The organism is Saccharopolyspora sp. NPDC045941 (assembly GCF_056431445.1).
This window is the reverse complement of the sequence record NZ_JBWKKU010000067.1, coordinates 15,653-33,401: the sequence shown is the minus strand read 5'-3', so window position 1 is coordinate 33,401 and position 17,749 is coordinate 15,653. Positions and strand designations below refer to the sequence as shown.

14 protein-coding genes and 3 pseudogenes are annotated in these 17,749 nt (G+C 68.9%); 5 read left to right on the top strand and 12 right to left on the bottom strand.

Features of this window, described 5'->3' with window-relative positions:
• Positions 1-270 precede the first annotated feature (270 nt).
• Positions 271-654, top strand: coding sequence for a DoxX family protein (locus AC07FN_RS37045; protein ID WP_478399858.1), 384 nt, complete (start codon positions 271-273; stop codon positions 652-654).
• A gap of 52 nt (positions 655-706) precedes the next feature.
• Here the strand turns inward: AC07FN_RS37045 and AC07FN_RS37040 are convergent.
• Positions 707-975 (bottom strand): annotated as a pseudogene (locus AC07FN_RS37040) (GTP cyclohydrolase I); the annotation flags it as partial.
• A gap of 169 nt (positions 976-1,144) precedes the next feature.
• On the opposite strand from AC07FN_RS37040, the gene AC07FN_RS37035 reads away from it, so the two are divergent.
• Positions 1,145-1,333 carry a hypothetical protein gene (locus AC07FN_RS37035; RefSeq protein ID WP_478399839.1) on the top strand — a complete coding sequence of 63 codons (189 nt, stop codon included), beginning with the start codon at positions 1,145-1,147 and terminating at the stop codon, positions 1,331-1,333.
• 16 nt (positions 1,334-1,349) lie between these two features.
• On the opposite strand, the gene AC07FN_RS37030 is transcribed toward AC07FN_RS37035, so the two are convergent.
• Together AC07FN_RS37030 and AC07FN_RS37025 are read right to left on the bottom strand one after the other, a co-directional pair.
• Positions 1,350-2,021: a haloacid dehalogenase type II gene (locus tag AC07FN_RS37030; protein ID WP_478399838.1), complete on the bottom strand. Its 672-nt coding sequence runs from the start codon at positions 2,019-2,021 to the stop codon at positions 1,350-1,352.
• Positions 2,022-2,431: 410 nt separating this feature from the next.
• Positions 2,432-2,684, bottom strand: a pseudogene (locus tag AC07FN_RS37025) (HAD-IC family P-type ATPase); the annotation flags it as partial.
• Positions 2,685-2,832: 148 nt separating this feature from the next.
• Here AC07FN_RS37025 and AC07FN_RS37020 point away from each other — a divergent pair.
• Positions 2,833-2,964 carry a hypothetical protein gene (locus AC07FN_RS37020; protein ID WP_478399860.1) on the top strand — a complete coding sequence of 44 codons (132 nt, stop codon included), beginning with the start codon at positions 2,833-2,835 and terminating at the stop codon, positions 2,962-2,964.
• Here the strand turns inward: AC07FN_RS37020 and AC07FN_RS37015 are convergent.
• The 9 genes and pseudogenes from AC07FN_RS37015 to sbnA form a co-directional block, all read right to left on the bottom strand.
• Positions 2,947-3,018 (bottom strand): annotated as a pseudogene (locus AC07FN_RS37015) (hypothetical protein); the annotation flags it as partial. The gene AC07FN_RS37020 and the pseudogene AC07FN_RS37015 sit on opposite strands and share 18 nt — an antisense overlap.
• A gap of 375 nt (positions 3,019-3,393) precedes the next feature.
• Positions 3,394-4,587: a type III PLP-dependent enzyme gene (locus tag AC07FN_RS37010; RefSeq protein WP_478399837.1), complete on the bottom strand. Its 1,194-nt coding sequence runs from the start codon at positions 4,585-4,587 to the stop codon at positions 3,394-3,396.
• Positions 4,580-5,353 carry an HpcH/HpaI aldolase family protein gene (locus tag AC07FN_RS37005; protein WP_478399836.1) on the bottom strand — a complete coding sequence of 258 codons (774 nt, stop codon included), beginning with the start codon at positions 5,351-5,353 and terminating at the stop codon, positions 4,580-4,582. The genes AC07FN_RS37010 and AC07FN_RS37005 overlap by 8 nt, the downstream gene beginning before the upstream one ends.
• Positions 5,347-7,110, bottom strand: coding sequence for an IucA/IucC family protein (locus AC07FN_RS37000; RefSeq protein ID WP_478399835.1), 1,764 nt, complete (start codon positions 7,108-7,110; stop codon positions 5,347-5,349). Before AC07FN_RS37000 ends, AC07FN_RS37005 begins: the two co-directional genes overlap by 7 nt.
• Positions 7,107-8,750 (bottom strand): IucA/IucC family protein, encoded by a 1,644-nt coding sequence (locus AC07FN_RS36995; RefSeq protein WP_478399834.1) that lies wholly within the window; start codon positions 8,748-8,750, stop codon positions 7,107-7,109. Before AC07FN_RS36995 ends, AC07FN_RS37000 begins: the two co-directional genes overlap by 4 nt.
• Complete coding sequence (locus AC07FN_RS36990; protein ID WP_478399833.1) at positions 8,747-9,964, bottom strand: MFS transporter; 1,218 nt, start codon at positions 9,962-9,964, stop codon at positions 8,747-8,749. Before AC07FN_RS36990 ends, AC07FN_RS36995 begins: the two co-directional genes overlap by 4 nt.
• Complete coding sequence (locus tag AC07FN_RS36985) at positions 9,964-11,691, bottom strand: IucA/IucC family protein (protein WP_478399832.1); 1,728 nt, start codon at positions 11,689-11,691, stop codon at positions 9,964-9,966. The genes AC07FN_RS36990 and AC07FN_RS36985 overlap by 1 nt, the downstream gene beginning before the upstream one ends.
• A gap of 5 nt (positions 11,692-11,696) precedes the next feature.
• A complete protein-coding gene (gene sbnB / locus AC07FN_RS36980; protein WP_478399831.1) occupies positions 11,697-12,716 on the bottom strand; it encodes a 2,3-diaminopropionate biosynthesis protein SbnB in 1,020 nt (339 codons plus the stop codon).
• A gap of 15 nt (positions 12,717-12,731) precedes the next feature.
• Positions 12,732-13,715, bottom strand: a complete 984-nt coding sequence (gene sbnA, locus AC07FN_RS36975) for a 2,3-diaminopropionate biosynthesis protein SbnA (RefSeq protein WP_478399830.1) — start codon at positions 13,713-13,715, stop codon at positions 12,732-12,734.
• Between the two features lie 457 nt (positions 13,716-14,172).
• Here sbnA and AC07FN_RS36970 point away from each other — a divergent pair, with 457 nt between their 5' ends.
• Both AC07FN_RS36970 and AC07FN_RS36965 read left to right on the top strand, forming a co-directional pair.
• Complete coding sequence (locus tag AC07FN_RS36970; RefSeq protein WP_478399829.1) at positions 14,173-14,934, top strand: hypothetical protein; 762 nt, start codon at positions 14,173-14,175, stop codon at positions 14,932-14,934.
• 115 nt (positions 14,935-15,049) lie between these two features.
• Positions 15,050-17,590, top strand: coding sequence for an outer membrane protein assembly factor BamB family protein (locus AC07FN_RS36965; RefSeq protein WP_478399828.1), 2,541 nt, complete (start codon positions 15,050-15,052; stop codon positions 17,588-17,590).
• The last annotated feature ends 159 nt before the right edge of the window (positions 17,591-17,749 follow it).

Below are 17,749 nucleotides of genomic sequence, written 5' to 3'. Positions count from 1 at the left end.
ATGCGGTCAGCGTATGGCCCGCGGGCTGGTCTCCACGTCTGTGCCCGCGAGGCCGGCTATGGCAACGCCATAGCGCTAACGACCCTGCGCACCGCAGACCGGCCGACTCAAACTCGACGCCAAGCCGAGCATAGGGCCCATGCAAAACCCATGCTTTATGACCGCACACCCCTGCGTGCCCACCATCCGCGTTGACAGCGCCTCGGATGAAAAGGCGGGATGGGTGTGACACAGGATGCGTGGAATCGACTGGGCGGGGTCGTGCTGTCCGTGACGCGGATCGTCGTGTCGTTCATGTTCATGCTGCATGGCATATCTGGCCTGTTCGGCGTGCTGGGCTCGCCTTACGCCGCACCGTTGTTCGTGTGGCCGTCTTGGTGGGCGGGGTTGATCCAGTTCGTCGGCGGTGGGCTGGTCCTGCTCGGGCTTTTCACCAGGCTGGCCGCGCTGGTGTGCTCGGGCACGACGGCGTACGCGTATTTCAGCGTGCATCAGCCGAAGGGACTGTTGCCGATCCAGAACGGCGGGGTTCCAGCCGCACTGTACTCGTGGTTCTTCTTGCTGATCGCGGTGCTGGGCGCTGGACCGTTCGCGCTCGATGCGCTGCTCCGCCAAGTCCGGCAAGCTCCTCCGCGCACGCAGGCACGCGCGTAGTGAGCGCGGGGGACCCGAACCCGCTATGGGTCACCATCGGATTCAGGAAAGGGGAACGCGCGTCCGGGCGCAGCGTGCCCAGCAGCGTCGAGGTCACCGTCTCAGAGCCCGTCGACTGGACGCCGCAGGGTCATCATGTGTGCTCGCCTTCGATCACGACGCCCTTGGGTTTCAGCTGTTCGCACAGCCAGTCGGCGACCTGCTTGGTCAGCCGCTCCTGGACCTGCGGTCGTAGGCGAAGTGCGCGACGACCGAGGCCAGCTTGGACAACCCCAGGATCCGATCGCCGGGCAGGTAACCGACGTCAGCGGTGCCGACGAAGGTAGGCGGGCAGCCATCAGGCGGAGGGATTCGACCACGCCTGGTCGAATCCCTCACATGTCGGGACTATGAGACGCACCGCGTTCAGTAATCGGCCGCCTTTCGACAGGATCGGCCTGTCGTGCCGTCCTGCCGCAACCCTCGCGTAGGACGCGGAAGAAGGTCTCACATGTCAGATCGGCAGGGCGGCCAGTTGCTGATCAGTGATCAGGCCCTGGCCGATCTGCGGGCCCTTCGCCGCTCCCCGGCTTCGGTACGCAGCACCGCACCGAACAGCGGGCGCCGGGGCGAACCCGCCGTGGTCTGCCACCTCATCCAGAATCAGGACAACGCAGACGCAGACGGCGATCAGGCGTAGTAGCGCGAAGCCCGGTCTACTGGGGCAAGGCCGCGAGTTTGTGCGCTACCTCGACAAGATCGCTGCCGATGACGTCGGCCGGAATGAAGACGTCTGCGTAGTGCTTTTCGAGGCGGCTGGCCCAGCCGGTGGTGAGTCCGGCACGTTTGGCGCCGTGGCAGTCGAAGGCGTGCACGGCGACCAAGCAGACCTCGGCGCCGGAGTGCCCGATCTGTTCCAGCGCGTACTCGTAGACTCGGCGCGGTGGTTTCCAACTGTGTACGTCAGCCACGCTGATGACCTGGTTGACGTAAGCGCGCAGCCCGTTGTGTTCGAGGAAGTCGTTGGTGGTCTCGGCGGTGCCATTGCTCAAGCACGCCACGGAGATCCCCGCCGCAGCGAGGGTTGTCATGGCTGCCTCGACGTCGGGATGCGCGGGCAGTTCACCGAAGCCCGACAGCACGTACGCCACAGAATCGTCATCGAGTTCGCCACGGCCAAGCGTGCGCAGTGCTGCCGCGGCCACCGTCGGGAATGGTTCGTAGTCACCGGCCAGCGTCAAGGCCATGCCGTCACGCAGCAGCCGGTCGAACCACCGTTCCAGAAGACCCGGCGCGAGACCGACCTCCGCGAACCGGGGACGCAGGGGTTCCAATGACATGAGCGTTTCGACGACGTCGAACGCCACTGTTCGGGGCCGGCTGGGCATGCAAGTCTCCCGTCTGGTTGTCGTCGACCGCCCGGTCCGCGACGAGTGTTGCCCGGTGGTGGGTATACCGAGGCTTCAGAAGGTGATTCTGGTGATTGCGGGACAGGCGCACTCGGCGAAGGTACCGCTTCATTGTGGACACTCGCGTGGTCAGGCGGCAGCAGGAGAATCCCCGCCCTGGACGCCGCCGATGTCGCCATCGAAACCGCCGACGTTCTGCTGGGAGCCATGTGCCCACCACGGCTGGTGATGTTTCCGCACTGTTGCCGGAGCGTAATCGTCCCGCCTGTTCGGGGTTTTCCCACGCCCGCAGGCCGGACGTGGAAGCGGTGAAAGCGCCTTCGCGCTCGTTCGGGGAGGTTCACCATTGCTGCAGCACGAGGCTGATGGCGGTGGCGGCGGCCGCCGGTGACGACGGTGAAGCCGATCTCGCCGAGGTTGTCGCCGAGCAGGATGGCCAGCGAGTCGCGGACCGATGCCTACATGGCGCGGCTTTCCACGATGGCGTCGACGATGGTCTCGATGCGGTCATCGGTGACCACGAGGTCGGCGGCCTCTCGCGCCGCTGGGGTCGCCCGTTCCCCCTAGTGCGATGCCGATGTCGGCCAGCCGGATCGCCGGGGCGTCGTTGGCGCCGTCCCCGGTCACCGCGACCACGCGGTCGTTGCGCTGCAGGGCGTCCTCGGTGCTGATCGCGGTCATCTGCGACACCGTCATCTGCGAGACACCGACCAGCGCATCGAGGGCACCGGCAGCGCTGGCCACCGTGGCGACGGTCGTGGCCGCCTCCAGGTAGTCCGGCGACACGCTCATGCTGAAGAACATCCGACGGGCACCGTCGACGGCGGCGGCCACGTCGGGCCAGGCGGGTGAGGTCTCCCAGCACCACCTGGGCACCGAGGGCGCGCAGCAACTCCGCGCGGTGGTCGTCACGACGCACTAGCGCCCGCACAGGCAAACCGCGCGCCAGCAGCAGTTCGACGACGCTGCGGCCCACTCCGCCAACGCCTCCCCCGGCGCCGGTGACGAGGATGGGTTCGCTGCCGATTATTGCGACGCCTCCCTGCCTTCGGCCATGGCATCACCGCCAGCCCACCATTGACCTAACGGCCACGAACAAGTCAGGAAGAAGGATCCACTGCAGATCATCCGGCTTCCCGCCAGCTTCGGTTGTTGCGGCACACACCTGATCCGGCCTTCCAAGACCCGGGACCAAATGCCGTCCGACAGACAAGCTGGTAGCTCCCACCTGAGCACAGACGGGAGCTACCCACGGGCTGAATGCTCGGGCTCAGTGCTGCGAGCTGCTGGAATGAGGTTTCGAGGACTGCGAGGGCGCGATCAGCAGCCCCAGCCACCCCAACCGTCGACTTCAGGAGCCATCGCTGTAGTAGACGTGTTCCGGATGCGGATGGCTGAGGAAGTCGTGGTGCGAGATCTCCCAGCCGTAGGCTCCGGCGTGGCTGAAGACGAACACGTCACCGGCCCGGATCTGTGCCACCGGCACGTTGCGGGCGAGCACGTCTTTGGGAGTGCACAGCTCGCCGACCACGGTGACCCTTGCGTCGCGCAGCTCCGGACGCGGCGCGGTCGACGACCACTGCTCCACCGGCAGCACGGTGAACGGGTGGCTGTGCTGCCAGGAGGCCGGGAGCCGGAAGTGGTGGGTGCCGCCGCGCACCAGCGCGTAGTCGACGCCGTGGTTGCGCTTCACGTCGAGGACTTCGACCGCGTACGAGCCGGATTCGGCGACCAGGTATCGGCCGCATTCGAAGTCGATCTCCCGCAGGTGGTCGGGGAATCCGTCGACCACCGCGGGCAGTTCCCGGGCGAAGTGCGGCCAGTCGAACTGGTCGTCCAGGTCGGCGTAGTTCACACCGATCCCGCCGCCGACGTTGAGCACCTCGCAACGCAGTCCGAACTCCCGCTCCCACCCGGACACGGTGCGCCGGTAGTGCTCCAGGAGTTCCAGATGTGCCGGCGCGGAAAGGTTGTTGGACAGCGAATGCAGGTGGAAGCCGGCCAACCTCACCCCGGGAAGGGTCTGCGCCGCGATGATGGCATCGGGCAGGACCTGCTCGGAAATCCCGAACTGGGTGGGGCGCCCGGCCATCGCCAGGGTCGCGCTCGGGAACGGGCCGGCGAGGTTGACCCGCAGCAGCACGTCCGCGGTGCGCTCGAGCCGAGTCGCGGCTTCGGAGATCCGGTGCAGTTCCAGCACGCTCTCCGCGTGCAGGCGGGTGACGCCCTGCACCAGCGCCTGCTCGATCTCCGGCGGTGTCTTGGCCGGCCCGCCGAAGATCACCGGGATCTCCGCTCCGATCGCCCGCGCCTTGGCCAGTTCCCCACCTGAAGCGACCTCGAACCCGGCGACAAGTGGCGCCAGGGCGCCCAACAGCCGATCGTCGCTGTTGGCCTTCATCGCGTAGAACATCCGGCACCGCGTCGGTAGTGATTCCACTGCGGTGCGGATGTGTTCGGTGAGCTGGTCGAGGTCGTAGGCGAACAGGCACACCGGCTCGCCGCCGACGCGGTCCTGCACGAGTTTCACCAGTTGGTCACGCATTGGTCCCCCGGTGCTGGTCGAGGTGGGTGCGCAGCGCACGGGCCGCCAGGCCGCGTTCCTCGCCGAGGACGAAGGTCCGGACACCGGCGGCTTGCCACTGCTCGTGGTCTTCTCGGGTCCTCGGGATCGCGCAGAACGGCACGTCGTGCGCCTCGCACTCGGCGTGCACGCGCTTGAGTGCTTCGCGGACCTTCGAGTGCCGGGTTTGCCACGGCACGCCGTAGGACTGAGACAGGTCAGCGGCACCTTCCAGCACCAGGTCGACTCCTCCACCGGCCAGGATCGCCGGGAGTTCGTCTACGCCTTCCGCGTCTTCGATCATCGCGATCACCATGATCTCCTCGTTGGCGCGACGGACGTACTCGGTCAGCTCGATGCGTCCGAAGCCCGGTACCCGACCGCCGTTGAGGCTGCGCATGCCCTCCGGCGCGTACCGTGCGGCCCGGATCGCCGCATCGAGATCGGCTCTGGTCCGCACGTGGGGCACGACCACGCCCAGCGCGCCCGCGTCGAGTGCGCGCAGGATCGCGCCCGGATCGGCTTCCGGAACGCGGACGAAGGCGACCAGGTCGACGGCTTCTGCAGCGCGGGTGAGGTTTTCCAGCTGCTGCGGGTCCACGAGGCTGTGCTCGGTGTCCAGGATGACGAAGTCGTACCCGGCACAGCCGATCATCTCCACCAGCGTGGGAGACGGGATCGAGCAGAACAGCCCGTAGCTCTCGCCGCTTCCGGAAAGGCGTTCCTTGACGGTGTTGTGCCTCAGCACCGGTCCACCTCCGCGAGCGGGTTCGGCACGGTGTGCAGCCGGAGTTCGGTGTCGGGCAGCAGTCGGCGGGTGGTCAGCTTCTCCACCTCGATGGCCGGGGTGAACACGTCGAACAGCGCGAAGCGGTCGGCCAGTTCGCCGAACCGCTGCTGGTAAGCGCGGATCTCGTCGCGCACCAGCCACCAGAAGCGCTGCTCGTCGAGGTCGCAGCGGTCCGCGAGGAAGATGGCGAGCTCGCCCAGGTTGATGAAGAAGAACGCATCCAGCAGGAAGTCGGTGACCAGGCCCAGTTCGTCGGTTTCGACGAACGAGTTGCGGTTCTGGTGGTGCGCAGGGGTCCCCGCCAGCTCCGGGCACAGCTGCGGCTCGGCGAGGTGCGCACGGGAGAACCGAACCCCGTCGTGGAAGTCCTTCAGCACCACCCTGGTCGGCGCGCCGTTCTCGTGCACCAGCACCATGTTCTGCGCGTGGGATTCCAGTGCGATGCCGTGTCGGCAGAGCAGGTGGACCAGCGGCAGGACGCTCACCCGCACCAGGCTCCGCACCCATTCCTCGACACCGAGCTCGTGCACCCACGGCTCGATCAGAGGTCTGCCGTCGACTTCGCACGCGGTCAGCCCGGTGAAGGGCACTGCGCGCTCCCCCGGTTCGAGGTGCCGGTGCAGGCTCTCCCGCCAGATGCAGGCCAAGGCTCCGTAGGTGTCCGCCTGCAGCAGCCCGGGCTCCGGGGTCACCGCCACGCCGAGCTCCTCGCCGAGCAGGACGGGGCGCAGCTCGTCGCGCAAGTAGTCGTCTCCGGCGACGACCTGCCGCAGCCAGTCGGTGATGCGCGGCGCGTTGTGCACGGTGTGCGCGGCCAGACCTCGGCTCGTCGAGGTGTTCACGATGGACATCGACAGCTTCAGGTAGGGCCGCTGCGGAGCGTCCCAGCAGGCCAGCGTGCGGATCGACTGCTGCGCGCCGAAGTCATCCGGATCGGTCCCGAGCGGGATCAGCTCACCACGGCCGAGCTGGTCGGAGAACGCCCTGGCGATCCGCTCCCGCCACTGCCACGGGTGCACCGGGACCAGCGCGTAATCGCGCGGATCGTGCCCGAGTTCCTCGATGCGGCGGTGGAATTCGACGGCCGCCGGACCGAGCTGGTCCGCCACGTACTGGTCGTCGACCGATGCGGAGGCGCTGATCTCGGTGATGCGGCGATGAGCGGCCAGCCACAGCGGGCGCACCGGGTTGGCGAACTCCGGCCCGAAGGCGATGCTGTCCGCCGCGTCGAACCCTAGCCGTGATTTGTACGTGGGGTGGTAGCGGTGGCCATCGGTGATGGCCGATTCCAGGGTGTCGTAGTCCGCAGTGGACAGAGCTGTCCGCCGCTCGGTGCGGACGTGCTCCGACAGCGCGTCCTTGAACAGGGTCTCTTCCAGCTCGCGTGCGAAGCCGGTCAGGTGCTCGGCATCGGCGTCCAGCGAGTCGCGCACCTCGGCCAGGAACAGCGTGATCGACTCGGCCTCGACTTCGCCGCGCTGCACCACCGAGGTGAGGCCGACGCGGTCGAAGCCGAACCGGCGCACCGCGCGGAACGAGTAGCCGACCTCCGCACCGGCTGCGTCCACGCCGTCGACGAAGTGCTCGTCACCGTCCTGCCTGGTCTTCAGCGCGCCTTCGTAGACCAGGGACTCCACCAGCTGGCGGAACACCCGGCGCCGCACGGTCTGGAAGCTCGGTGCGGTCAGTGCCGCCTGCACCAGCTCCGCGGTCATCGGTTCACCTCGCGAATCGGGTTGGGGACATCGACGTAGAGCGGGCGCTCGCCGCGCTCAGCGAACCGGCTGAGCAGGTTCGCCTTCGCCGGCAACGCCGGTGCTTCCAGCAGTTCCGCGGCGTAGCGACCGGGGCACTGGTGCAGGAAGTCCCGCACCACCGACCACAGCTGCCGCTCGCTCGCGGGCGTGAACCGGCCCAGCACCGCCACGAGGTGGCCGAAGTGGTTGGTGACGAGGTGGTAGCGCAGGCGCATCCACGCTTCGGCGTCGTCGTAGAGCACCGGGCTGTCCGGCGGCACGATCCCGGGCCGGACGCGGTTGCGGCTGGCGCTGGCGCCTTCCATGTCGCGCACGAAGAACCACCGGGGCCAACCGTCCTCGACGTGCAGCAGGGTGTTCTGCACGTGGGCCTCGAAGCTGATGCCGTGATCGGTGAACACCGCGAGCACCGGCCCCAACGAGATCCGCAAGTACTCCAGGAGCCAGTCGGCGACGTGTTCCGGCGACAGCGGGCCCGCTGCTGCCACGAGGTCCACCAGCACTGGTGCTCGCCCGTCGGGCCGGTCTTCCAGGAGCGCGGCGAGCACCTGCGGGGCGGTCCCGGAGCAGGTGAACGAGTTTCGCCGGAACAGCACCGCGAAATCCGCCGCGAGGTCACCGACGACGTTCGGGTCGACGGTTCGGTAGCCGGTCTCCGGTAGCACCTCGAACCCGCTGTGCTGCCGGCGGTTCGCGGCGTCGCAGACCAGCCGACCGGCGTCGGCAGCGCGGCGCACGTGCTCGACCGGGTTGTTGCGGACGAAGTTGGTGATGCGCACGTGCAGTGGCAGTTTCCACGCGGTCTCGAAGCCCGGGTCGCACACCGTGCGCACCGAGGACGTCGCATACACCTCCGCGCCCAACGGCCCGAGGGGCACGAGTTGTCCCGCGTCGACCAACGCCGAGACCTGCGGCTGCCGCTGGAGGTGAGCCGCCTGCCACGGGTGCACCGGGAGCAGCTGGTAGTCGGACTGGTCTGCGTGCAGGGCGGTGCGGGCCTTCTCCTCGACTTCGGCCGGGATCCAGGGCCCGTCGGCCACCCGGTCCTCCAGCAGCAGATCGGGTGCCACCGCCCAGTGGTGCAGCTGGAACGACGCACCGAGTTCCGGTGCGTAGCGGGCGAGCTCGTCGTCGCTGAATCCCTCCGCACTCTTCGGCGTCGGGTGGAACGGGTGCCCCAACAGCAACGACTGCTCGGCGTGCCGGGTGATCTCCGCAGGGGTGGCGGGGCTGGGGCGCGGTTCGCGGGCCAGGTAGCGCGCCGTCCTGGCGACGCTGTTGGCGACCTGGCGGCAGAACTCCTCCGCCGCCCCCGCCGGCGCCTCGGCTCCCCGCTCGGCAAGCTCGTCGGCGATCAGCGCTACGAATTCGTCGTGGCCGACCGGGGTCCGGCTGCCGTCGGCGAGTTCCCGGAACACCTCAGGGCCGTAGGAGTGGTGGCCGAACTCCGACCGGTACCGCACCTCGGCTCGCAGCACTCCGTCCGCAGTCTGCAAGGGAATCCGCAACGCGTCGCCGCTCACCTCTCCGTCAACTTCCCGCACCAGCGCGTTGAGCATGCGCTGTCGCGCCGCAGTACGTGCCGAAACGTCCTTCACTGCAACACCTTCTCGCGAATCTCAGCCGGTCGGACGGACTCCGCGCCGGATCTCGGTCGGCCGACCAGGGCCAGCAACGCGCTCACGCCCAGCAACACTCCGATCAGGGAGAACACCGCCGTGGGCGGCAACAGGACCGCCAGCGCCGCACCCGCGAGCGGTCCGAGCACTTGGCCGAGGTCGAGCACGCCGGTGCTGAAACCGAAGGCGGTGCCGCAGCCTCGATCCGGCACCTGGCGAGCCGTCACGTGCAGCACCGACTGCACGAGGGCCGCGAAGCAGAAGCCCTGCACCAGCCGCAACGGCACCAGCATTTCCACGCTCGCTACCGCTTGTAGCGCTACCGCGAGCCCACAACACGCAGCAGCCACGGCGAAGCCCAGCTGCGCGGGTCGGACGTCGTTGCGGCGACCCCACCACGGACTGCCCGCACACGACGCCAGCCAGGTCACCGCCTGCAACACGCCCACCCAGACCGCCGCACTCGCGGCCGAACCCGTCACCAGTTCGACCTGCGGCGCGAACACCACCACCAACGCGTAGATCGCGGCCTGAGCCGCGAGCCCGGCCAGCAGCATCGAACGGGTCTCCCCCGACCGCAGCAGGATCCCAGCTACCACCCGTGCTGATCGACGTTGCCGAACCCGGCCCGGTGGTTCGGTCAGCAGCACGGCGGCCAGCACGCTGGACATCGCGAGGAGCCCTGCCACCACCGCGAACAACGGGCCGAAGCCGAGCCGCCCGGTAAGCAGTCCGCCCACCAGCGGCCCGAGCAGCGATCCCGCTGCGGTGGCGCCGAACAAGGAGCCGAGCGCACGGCCGCGGCGGTTGCTCTCCGCTGATGCGTTCGCATACGCGGCTGTCGCGCTGACCACGCCGCCGCAAAGGCCCTGCAGCAACCGACACACCAGGAACTCGCCCGGAGTGCTCGCCAACGCCATGAGCGCGATGGCCAGGCCCAGACCGGCGTGCGCGCGCACCACCATCGCCTTGCGGCCGAAGCGATCGCCGACCCAACCCCACAGCGGTCCGCTGACCAGCTGCACGACCGCTGGCGCCGCCAGCGAAACTGCCGTCCACCAGGGGATTTCAGCTTCCGGCGTGCCCAGTCCGGCCAGGTAGAAAGGCAACAGCGGAACCACGATGGTCAGTCCCGCGGTCGCGGCGAACTGCCCCAGGCAGAGGACGGCGAACGTCCGCCCCGACGATCGCATCACCCCACCGCCCCGACGGCCAACGGATTCGGGACAGCACCCAGACCAGCGGGCATGCTCACCCCGCTGGACCGGCCCTGGCGCAGCAGCGACCCCAGCACCTCGCGGCTGGGCCAGGTCTCGGCGTGCAGCAACCGAGCACGCAGGACCTCGGCGACCGCGGCCGGCAGCGGCTCCAGGCATTCGTCCACCGCAACGCGCAACTGCGCCCACAGCACAGCTTCATCCAGGTCGAAGTGGCGGCACAGCGCATCGGCGATGCCGTAGAGGTTCACCTGGAAACCGAGGGTCTGCAGGTAGCCGACCAGCGATTCGGCCGACTCCAGCCGAAGTGACTGCGGAGCCCCGGGCTTGATCGCGTACGCCGGATCCCTCGTCCCGGCTCTCGCCATCCACTCCGGGAACAGCCGCAGCGTGTCGTGGTCGCGGAGCAGGAAACGCTGCACCCGCGCGCCACGGAGCTGCACCACCACGTTCTGCCCGTGCAATTCCGGCAGTACCCCGTAGCGCAGGAAGGCGAACCCGAACTCGCAGAAAGACCGCGCCAGCTCACCGAAGAACTCCACCGGGTCGAACCGGTCCGAGATCGCCGGGGCCAGCACGTCCCATTCGTGCGCGGCCAGCGCGGCCATCGGCAGCACCAGCCCGTCCACCTCGGGGTAGACCCGCACCTGGGCGGCGAGCTGCCCGGGCCGATCGCCGAACTCGTCAGCCGGGTCGTGCCAGCCGCACCAGATGCGCTCGTCGCACAGCGCGGTCCTGCGTCTCAGCACGGGATCCCGGGTGACGAGGTCGCGCATGGTCTCCTGCGCCCGCTCGGCGTTGGCGAGGTAGCGCGGGGGCAACAACCTCGTCGCACCCAGCGTCGCCACTCCGAGCGGCAGCTTGACGTGGCACCGGGTCTCCGGCGCAGTGGTCAGGGTGCGGATCGACGCGGTGGGGTGAAACCGGCCGAGGTCGCGAACCAGCGGGACCACCGTCCCGGCGGCCAGTTCCTCGGCGAACTGCACGGGCAGCACGTGGTCGAACTGCCACGGATGCACCGGAATCGCCAGGTATTCGCCATCGACGGTGGACCGCCGCACGTCAGCGAGCACCCGCTGCGCGACCTGGTCGAGGACCAGGTCGGGCAGCCGCCGCGAATCGGAGCCGGAACCGAGGCGGATCCGGTCCCGGCGCACCGCCACCCAGTCCAGACCCAGCGGCTCGGTGCGCATCGGCCCGTAGCGGGCCACCTCAGCGGCGTTCCAGCCCGCCACGGCCCGCGCCGCGGGGTGGAAGGGGCGGTTGCGCGTCGCCGCCAACCGCTCCCCCTCCAGCAGCCGCCCTTCCTGGGGTGCCAGGTCCAACTCGGCGCGCTGCCCGAGCAGCACCGCCGCGTGCTCCACCGCGGCGCGCACGTCCTCGGACACCTCGTCGGCGCCACCGAAGTCATCGCACACCAGCGCAAGCAGCTCCTCCGGTCGCAACGGCCGCACCGCCGAACCGCCGCCGAACCAGACCGGCCCCCGGGCATACCGGTAGTGCTGCAACCCGCCACCCGGCCGCACCCGGCAGCACACCCACCCGGCCGCCAGCTTCACCCGGCACCACTGCTCACCGATCGCCAGCAGCTCACCGGCGAGCTCTTCGGGCCGGCCGAGCTCGATGCCGTTGCCGAACCCGGCCAGGCCCTCCTGGAGCAGCGCGTCGACGAGGTCGCGCGCCACCAGCTCCGCAGCTCCCAAGCACATCAGTACAGGTCCAGCCAGGTCCCGACGCCCAGGTTCTTCGCCCGCTGGTACACCGCGCCGGCGCAGGCGATGTCCTCGACCGCCATGCCCATCGGGTTGAGCAGGATGATCTCGTCGTCGTCGGTGCGCCCGGGCTTGGTCCCGGCCAGGATCTCGCCGAGCTCGGCGTGCAGTCGTTCGCGGGAGAACGAGCCTTCCAGCACCAGCTGGTTGATGATCTTCTTCTCCCGGTTGCTCTGCTCCCAGTCGTCGACCACGACCTTGTCTGCGTTGAGGAAGACATCCTTGTGAACGTCCATGATGGACACGTTGCACAGCAGAGCACCCCGCTTGATCCAGCTGAACGGGATGTAGGGCTGGCTGGTGACCGTGCACGGCACGATCAGATCGCCGGCTCGCACGGCGTCTTCGGCGGTGTCGGCGACCCGTGCCTTGACCGCCGGTCGATCGATGCTGATCCGCTCGGCGAGCGCGTGCGCCGCCTCCGGGTGCTGATCGTGGAGGTGGACCGTCTCGATGTGCCCGAACTGCTGCAGCAGCGCCGTGATCTGGGTGCGACCGATCACCCCGCAGCCGACCAGCGCGACGTCCGTGAAGCCGTTGCGCGCCAAGTGCTGGGCCGCCAAGCAGGTCACCCCAGCGGTTCGCCATGCGCTGATCAGGCTGCCTTCCAGCACGGCCACCGGATAGTTGCTCTCCGGGTCGTTGAGCACGATCACCGCACTGGCCCGCTCCCGACCACGCCGGACCGGATTGTCGTGCTTGCTGCCGATCCACTTGATCCCGGACAGCCCGGGCTCACCGACATGCGCGGGCATCGCGATGATCCGGTCCGCGATGTGCCCGCCCTTTCCGGAGGCTCGCAGGTACGGCTTGAGCGGCTGCACGGTCTTGCCCTCCGCGTGCGCGATCAGCCCCTCGCGCAAGGCCTCCACGTAGAGCTCGGCTTCGGCACCACCGACCGCCTCGATGTCGCTGCGGCTCAGGTAGAGCATCTTCGGCGATTCCTCAATGGACACGGGATCTCCTCATCGTCATTTCGTGCAGCGCTGCCGGGCGGCGGCGAGCCAGTCGTCGTCGTAAACCAGGTCCAGGTAGCGGTCGCCGCGGTCCGGGAACACCGCGACCACCCGGCTGGGGCGGGGCAGGCGGGGCAGCGTGCGCCGTATCGCCGCGACCACCGCTCCGGTGGAGCCGCCGGCGAAGATGCCTTCTGCGGCCAGCAGGTCGCGGCAGCCCATCGCCGTTTCGAAGTCGTTGACGTGCACCACGTCGTCGATCTCCGCGGGAGCGAGCAGCTCCGGCACCCGGCTGGCACCGATTCCCGGCACGTCGCGCGGCCCTGCTGGGCCGCCGAAGATCACCGATCCCACGGCGTCGACCGCGACCACGCGCAGCTCCGGGAAGCTCTCCCGCAGCCGTCGGGAGCACCCGAGCAGGCTGCCGGTGGTGCTGACCGCGCCGAACAAGTACGAGGGCGGCCGGACCAGCTGCTCGGCGAGTTCGGCGCCGGTGCCGTCGTAATGAGCCTGCCAGTTCCGGTCGTTGGCGTACTGGTTGATCCAGATCGCTCCCGGCGAGCCCACCACGATCTCCTGCACCCGGCGGATCCGGGTGTGCAGGTAGCCGCCCATCTCGTCCGGTTCGGTCACCAGGTCGACCTCGGCCCCGAGGTGACGCAGGATCGCGACGTTGGCACGGGCGGCCTTGGGGTCGAGCACGCAGGTGAATCGCAGGTCGTGGAGGCGCGCGGCGATGGCCAACGCAATCCCGAAGTTGCCGGAACTGCTCTCCACCAGGTGACTTCCGGGGCGGATGGACCCTTCGCGCAGTCCACATTCGACGATGTGCCGCGCGGAGCGGTCTTTCATGCTCCCGCCGGGATTCATCAGCTCAAGTTTCGCGATCACCTCGACATCGGGTTCGGGGAACAGCCGGTTCAGCGCGACTGCGGGCGTGTTGCCCACGCACTCGAAAACGGACTCGGCGACGGATTCGGTCAGAGTGTCGACAGCCACGTTTCTCCTCAGCTCGACGACCGGAACGGGCAGGGCGACGGCCGGAACGCTAGCAAAGGTTAGGCTAACTTAATAGGAAGATGAAAAGAGATGACGACCACATCGATGCGGCGAAATTACCTCGACCGGCGTATCGCCACTCGCGGCATCGGACCAGTACGCGCGTACCAATGTCGCCATCCGGCTTCGGATCCGGAAAGACACCAAACCCGTTTCGCCGCACCTCGGAGGCGGGCGAGCGCAGCCAATCTGTCCACAATGACCACTGCCTGAGCCGTGATTCGCTCGCAACGCCAGTCGCGAGGCGTCCCGGGCAGCGCGACGCCGAGCCATCCGGAGAGCAGGTTTACGCGGGTAAGTTTCACTTCGGTAACAGGTCTGGTTACGCTCATGGCTAGTCGATGAAGGCTTGTCCGCAGCCATTCCCCCTGGTGATCGCCGTCAATAGCGTGCCGCTGTGAACAGACTCCTACGCGCAGCGGCGAGCATCGGCCTCGCATCGCTGTTAGCGGTCTTCGGACTGGGCGCCGCACCAGCCGGCGCCCATGTCTCCCCACAACACGGTGAACTCGTCGTCGCCGGCCACGGCGGCACCACCAGCGGTCGGTTGATCGTGCACCGCGACATCGTCTCGGCGCAGGACGCCGGCGGGTGGGCACAACGCCTGCTGTCCGAGCCCTGCGCGGCGACCGGTTCGGGCGTACCGGGCGACAGCGGCGGCGTCCCCGAAGGCGTCGTCGTCGAGCTGGCCTGGAACTGCCCCGTCGAGCAGCTCGATCTGGCCCCGCTGCTGGCGGAAGCCGGGCTGTCGCAAGTCGTCGTGGAGTTCGGCGGCACCACCGCGAACGCGACGCCGGAGCTGCCCATCGTGGATGCCACGGGCGCTCACGAGCCGCCGCAGTTCCCGGTTCTCGCCGTGCTGCTCGCCGCCGCGTTGCTGCTGGGCGTCATCGCTTTCCGCCGGTACGCGCCGGGGATCCGGGAAGTGGCTTCTCGCGCTCGCCGTCCATTGCGGGTGGCCATCGCGGGAGTGCTGGCCACGGCGTCGTTGACGCCTGCGGCGGCTTCGCGGCTTCGGCGGCTTCGGCGGCTTCGGCGGCTTCGGTGGCTTCGGCGGCTTCGGCGGAGACCGTGCCCGTTCAAGGCACGGTTTTCGCCGACACCAACGGAAATGGCACGAGGGACCCCGGTGAAGCTCCGCTGCCGGGCGTGTCGGTGACCGATGGTGCGGTGTGGGCCACGAGCGGGCCCGACGGGTCCTACCGCATCGACATCGACCCGGCCCGGCGCGAAACCGATCTCGTCAGCGTCGTCTCCCCCAACGGCTACACCCGGTGCTGCGCGCGGACTTCGTGCCGCAGTTCTTCCACGAGGTGACCGAATCGCGGACCGGCGTCGACTTCGCGCTCGTGCCCGACGCGAATGCGGCCAACCCGACCGAGAAGTGGCTGATGGTCTCCGACACCGAGGTCGGCAACCGCACCGACCGGGAGGCCACCACGGCGCTGCCGCGCTGGACCGGCCAGGTCAACGCTATGTCCGAGGTGGACGGCGCGACGATGACGATCACCACCGGTGATCTCACGGTCACCGACTACGCCGCCGAACCCCGTCGGCAGGGCGGCTACGACCTGCTGCGCAAGGGCCTGACCGACGGCGCGCTGGGCCATCCCGTCTACCCCGTCATCGGCAACCACGACTTCGGCGGCACGGCCACCTCGGTCGGCTACGGCGGCAGCGTGGAGTACTGGCGCCGCAACGTGGGACCGGAGTGGTACAGCTTCGACCGCAACGGCCGCCACATCGTCGTGCTGGAGGACAACTACGGCGCGAGCGGCCTGGCGCCGCAGCTGGGGTGGCTCCGCGAGGACCTCAAGCGGCACGCCGTGGGCAAGCAGGTCTTCGTCTTCGCCCATCGATCGCTGTTCACGCGCTGGGGTCCCGGGGCCGGGATGCAGCCGATCGTCGACGAGCTCGCCCGCTACGACGTCCGGATGTTCGCTGCCGGGCACAACCAGCAGGCCGAGTTCCGCCGCGGTGCCTTCGATCGCTCCGTCGAGGTCAACAACCAGGGCACCTATGGAATCGACGGCACCCGCCCGGACTACAAGATCATCGACTTCAGCGACATCACCGACGATCCGGCCACGAAGACCGACGAGGACACCGGTTATGTCACCGGCACGCACCGGCAATTCGACGTGGACGACGACACCGCGCTGGTCAGCCCTGCGCAGGGCAGCGTCCACCCGACGAGGCGCGACATCCCGGTCGAGCTATACGCCGAGGACAACGGCCGCACCCCGGCCACCGCGTCGCTGATCATCCGCGACGATCGCGGTAAGACCGTGCGCGAAGAACGCGATCTGAAGTTCGGCACCAAGGTCGGCCGGCCGGGCATCGTCAACTGCTACACCGCACCCGGCGGGACGGCGGAACCCTGCCCGGAGAGCAGGACCTCGTGGACGCGGGTGAGCCACCGCGTCGGGGAGCTCAAGGCCGGGACCTACACCGCCGAGATGACCGCGGTCGACACCACCGGCAAAGCCTGGCCAGCGGCGAGGACCACGTTCCAGGTCGTCCCGGAATCCGACCTGCGGACGGCCGAGACCGGCCAGGCCTGGATTCGTCAGGGAGGCGACGAACGCGGGCGGTCCGCCAGCCCCGACGACCCGGGCGCCCACCTCGACCTGCGCTGGGCGGCCAACACCGGCGAGCAGTTCCACCTCAACGGGGCCGCCATCGTCGACGGCAAGGCGATCGTCGCATCGCAGGCGTTCGACTCGCCGTACAACATGGTGCTCGCCTACGACCTGAAGTCCGGACGGGAGGTGTGGCGGACCTATGTGGACGGTGACGCCGAGTCGTTCCCGACCGTCCACACCGGTCGGGTGTACCTGACGACCGGTGTGGGCCGGGTCTACGCCCTGAACGCCGACGACGGCAAGGTCGTCTGGGAAACGATCGACGCCGAGCAGCAGCACGGTGACACCGTCCGCCGTTACGGCCGCGCGGGTGGTCCGGTGAGCGTGTTCGACCTGCCTGCCGAGCACCGCTCGGTGGCCGTCTACCAGGAGTGGGACGGTGTGGTCTGCCGGGACGCCGGGAACGGCCAACGCCTGCCCGGCGGTTTCGCCGCCCCAGGCGGCTGGGGCGAGTTCCACAGCACGGCAATCCGCCAGCCCGGCTCGGACACCGCCTACCTGCACTCCGGATCCAGTCAAACGCTGATCGCGATGGACCTGCGCACCTGCACCCGCACGGCGGAGGTGAACACCCAAGGCGACATCTTCAGCCACTCCTCGCCGGCCTTCACCGACCCGGCCCAGGGCGATCCCAAGCTGGTGACCGTGACGCAGTCCGGGGCGCGCGGGCACGACCCGGCGGCGAACCTGGCGGTGACCTGGCACGCGAAGGCCGCTCCGCGCAACGGCGCCTGCGAGCCCGGTCCCCCTCCGGTGACCAGCCCGGCCCTATGGGGCGACATCGCCTACGTCGCGAGCACCGATGGAGTGGTCCGGGCCTACGACACGCACGCGGCCGATCCCACCAAGCCGTTGTGGGAGACACCGGTCGGTTACCTGCCCGGGGAGAACCCGGTGGAGGACAAGTGGCGCGTCGGCTACGGGTGCACCACTTCGCCCGCCGGTTCGCCGGCCATGCACGCACTGGCCACCGAAACCGTGGTCTACGCGGGCACCTGGGACGGACGCCTGCTCGTCCTCGATCGCGCCACCGGCAAGCTGCTGGCCGAGCACAACCTCGGCGGCGGTGTCGCCTCTGCACTGTCGGTCAGCGGTGACTGGCTGTACGCCCTGACCGACGACGGCACGATCCACGCCTTCGCAGCACGCCGCGCCAACGGCACTCCGTAACAACACCATCCGGCCTCACGAGCCGCGCCCGCCGCGGCTCGTGAGGCCCCATCTCTCGCCCCAACCGCCTCTTCGCACCAGGAGCTCGACCGTGCAATCTCGCAACGCGCCGTGGAAGCCGCTCCGTCGATGAAACTCCTCTACCTCGGGCAAAGCCAG